Source organism: Binatus sp. (SeqCode), assembly GCF_036522015.1.
GTDB lineage: Bacteria > Desulfobacterota > Binatia > Binatales > Binataceae > Binatus.
In genome coordinates this window covers 1-3,448 of record NZ_DATDGQ010000328.1, presented here as the reverse complement: position 1 = coordinate 3,448, position 3,448 = coordinate 1, and the positions used below count along the sequence as shown (strand labels likewise).

The 3,448-nt window shown below is 62.5% G+C and carries 3 protein-coding genes; all 3 read right to left on the bottom strand.

Translation table 11 applies throughout. The features are described from left to right. Positions 1 to 146: 146 nt before the first annotated feature. Positions 147 to 935 carry a ParA family protein gene (locus VIW95_RS13905; protein ID WP_331587526.1) on the bottom strand — a complete coding sequence of 263 codons (789 nt, stop codon included), beginning with the start codon at positions 933 to 935 and terminating at the stop codon, positions 147 to 149. A 314-nt stretch (positions 936 to 1,249) separates the two neighbouring features. Then, positions 1,250 to 2,005, bottom strand: coding sequence for a 16S rRNA (guanine(527)-N(7))-methyltransferase RsmG (gene rsmG / locus VIW95_RS13900; RefSeq protein WP_331587524.1), 756 nt, complete (start codon positions 2,003 to 2,005; stop codon positions 1,250 to 1,252). A 95-nt stretch (positions 2,006 to 2,100) separates the two neighbouring features. Next, positions 2,101 to 3,448 (bottom strand): tRNA uridine-5-carboxymethylaminomethyl(34) synthesis enzyme MnmG (gene mnmG / locus VIW95_RS13895; RefSeq protein ID WP_331587522.1); only part of this gene is annotated, 1,348 nt, incomplete at its 5' end.

Here is a 3,448-nt window from a genome sequence, read left to right as displayed (position 1 = left end):
GGGAACCGGACGCGGAGAAATCCTTTCTTCCCAAACCAACTTCCTGACAGGGACGAAGTCCCGCATCTTTCCAATCACCGGGTGCAGGGGTCACCCCTGCCCAAGGAGGCGAGGAACCCACGGCGGGTTCCTCTACAATCGAGTTCCTAAGTTCCACTCCCCCCTCCACGCGCGATGATCTCCGCCGCGAGCGCCCGATACCCTTCCGCGCCAGCCGACTTCGGTTCGTATTCGAGCACGGACAGTCCATGACTCGGGCTTTCGGACATCCGCACGCTGCGCGGAATCACGCTGCGAAAAACCTTCTCAGGAAAGTGTTTCCGGACTTCGTCGGAGATTTCGTGGCTGAGACGATTTCGCGAGTCGAACATCGTCAGCACCAGGCCTTCGAGCTCGAGCGATGGCCTTAGCGACGCCTTCACTTTGTTGATCGTTCCGAGCAACGAGTTCAGACCCTCGAGCGCGTAGTACTCGCATTGCATCGGCACCAATACCGAGTCCGCCGCTACGAGCGCATTCAATGTGAGAATCCCGAGCGACGGTGGCGTGTCGATTAGAACGAAGTTATATTCTGCTCGCGATGGCTCCAGGAGCGCTCGCAAGCGTCGTTCGCGACCCTCCATCGTCACCAACTCGATCTCAGCGCCGACCAGATCGTCACCCGCCGGCGCGAGCGCCAACGTCGGCCGTACCTGCCTCAGGATTTGCGAAATTTCCAGACCGCCGACCAGCGCCTGGTAGATAGTCTTGCCCTCGCGACGAGCCGCGCTCACATCCTCGGGCGTGCTGATACCGGAAGTGGCGTTGCCCTGCGGATCGAGGTCAACCAGCAGGATACGGCAGCCCGTATCGGCCAGCGCGACCGCGAGATTGATCGCCGTAGTAGTCTTGCCGACGCCGCCTTTCTGATTTGCGATTGCGATTACCCGCCCCACGACAACCACCTCACCCACGAGCGCGCGGACGTTTAACGTTTCACGTGAAACACCGGGCCCGAAGATCATTAAATCCCCGCGATCGCAAAAGGTCAAATCGCGCGATCAGATTTGCACAAGTGCTTGAATTTATTGAGTTATCGCGATCGAATGTTTCACGTGAAACGTCGATACGAGCGCATTGAGGTAGGCCAGGAAAGGATCCGGGAGCAAAATGGCGTCCTCGCCATTTTGCGATTAGTACTTTTCACTGGGTGCAGGGGTCACCCCTGCCCAGGGAGGTGTGGAACCCAGGAGGGGTTCCACTCTTCGTTCTATCTGCGAGTCCAGGTCGCGACGGCGCGGCGCATCACCTGCTTCCCGTGGCGCAGATCGTAGCCCGAAATTACCCCATCAACCAGACCGGCGGCCGCCGCCGCAGGAGCTTCGACATCGAACTTCTGGTCGGCACTGACGTAGAGCATCAGCACGCCTTCGCGATTTAACCCGCGGCCCGCGATCTCGAACAGCGCCTCCGGATTCCCGACCGCCCGCGACGTGATCAGGTCGAAGCCGTCGCGCAGGTCGAGCGATTCGACGCGCGCGCATTCGACCCGCACGTTCTGCAGCCCCATCTCGATCGCCGCCTCGGCCAGAAAGGTAGCGCGTTTGCGCCGCGCCTCGACCAGGGTCACGTTCGCGCTAATCGCCGCCGCGATCACCAGCCCCGGAAAGCCGGCGCCGCTGCCGATATCGAGAAAGCGATGCGCTCGGGGCAGCCGCAGGATCTTCGAGCTGGCCGCAATCGAGATCGGTATAATACTGTCGAAGACGTGAAAGACTATTTCGTCGGGGTCTCGCGGATGCGCCGTCAGGTTGAGCTTCGGGCCCCACACCGCGAGCGTCGCCGCCATCCGCTCGATTCGGCCAAGGAACTCGTGCGTGTTGGCGACCACCCCGAGCGGTGCTATCGCGGGCGCAAGCTGCGCGCGCACCGCGGCCGCAATCTCGTCGGGAGTCAGAACCCTTTTCTTGGCCGCGGCCTTGAGTTTTCGCTTATGAGGGGCTTTGCCCTTGCTCTTATGTTTCACGTGAAACGTCGATCGTAAAATCTTAAGTGCCTGATTTGATTGAATAATCGCGACAAAATGTTTCACGTGAAACGTCGCTTTTGCGGCGAAATGGCTTAGATTGCCCGGGCATTCCTATCGCGACGGCTCTTTATATGGACCGCCAGGATCGAGATTGCCGCTGGCGTGATGCCCGGCATCCGCGCCGCCTGCCCCAACGACCGCGGCCGCACGGCGCATAGGCGCTCCGACACCTCGGTCGAAAGGCCCATCACGCCCTTGAAATCCACCCAGTCCGGAATCGTCGTGTCCTCGAGGCGCGCGAATCGCTCGACCGCCTCCGCCTGCCGACGGACGTAGCCCTCGTACTTTATCTCGGTCTCGAGCTCCGCCGCCTCGTCGAGGTTAAGCGTCGAGTGCGCACCGCTCATCTTGATCAAAGCGTCGTACCCGATTTCGGGCCTCTTCAGCAGCTCGATCGCGCGCACTGGCTGCGCGATCGGCGTCGAGCCGTGCGACACAATCGCGGCGTTGACCTCGTCGGAGGCGGGTATCGGCGCCAGCTTGAGGCGCTCGATCTCGGCGCGCACCGCCTCGGTCTTGGCCCGCACGCGCGCGCCCGCCGACGCGTCGAGCAATCCGAGCCGCTCGCCAATCGGCGACAGCCGCCGGTCCGCATTATCCTCGCGCAGCAGTAATCGGTACTCGGCGCGCGACGTGAACATCCGGTACGGCTCGCCGCCAATCCCGCGCGTCACCAGGTCGTCGATCATCACGCCGATATACGCCTGGTCGCGGCGCAGGATCAGCGCCGGCGCGCCACGAACTTTCAGCGCCGCGTTGATTCCCGCGATCAAACCCTGCGCGCCCGCCTCCTCATAACCAGTCGTCCCGTTGATCTGGCCGGCGAAGAACAGCCCGCGCACCAGCTTGGTCTCCAGCGACGGCGTCAGTTGCGTGGGGTCTGAAAAATCGTATTCGATCGCGTAGCCGGGCCGCATTATCTCGGCCTGCTCGAGCCCCGCGATCGATCGCACCATCGCGAACTGCACGTCGAGCGGCAGGCTGGTGGACAGGCCGTTGGGATAGACCTCGACCGTGTCGCGGCCCTCGGGCTCCAGGAAAATCTGGTGGCGCTCCTTGTCCCGAAAGCGCATCACCTTGTCCTCGACCGACGGGCAATAGCGCGGGCCCTTGCTCTGAATCACGCCGGAGTACATCGGGGAGCGGTCGATCCCGCCGCGGATTATCTCGTGAGTGCGCGAGTTGGTGAACGTCAGATGGCAGGGGATTTGCCCCTGCGTGATTCTCTCAGTGCGGAACGAGAACGGCGGCGGCGGCTCGTCGCCCGGCTGGATCTCCAACGCGGAGTAGTCGATTGTGCGCGCGTCCAGGCGCGGGCAGGTGCCGGTCTTGAGCCGGCCGATTCGAAAACCCAACTGCGCCAGATGCTCGCTCAAACCC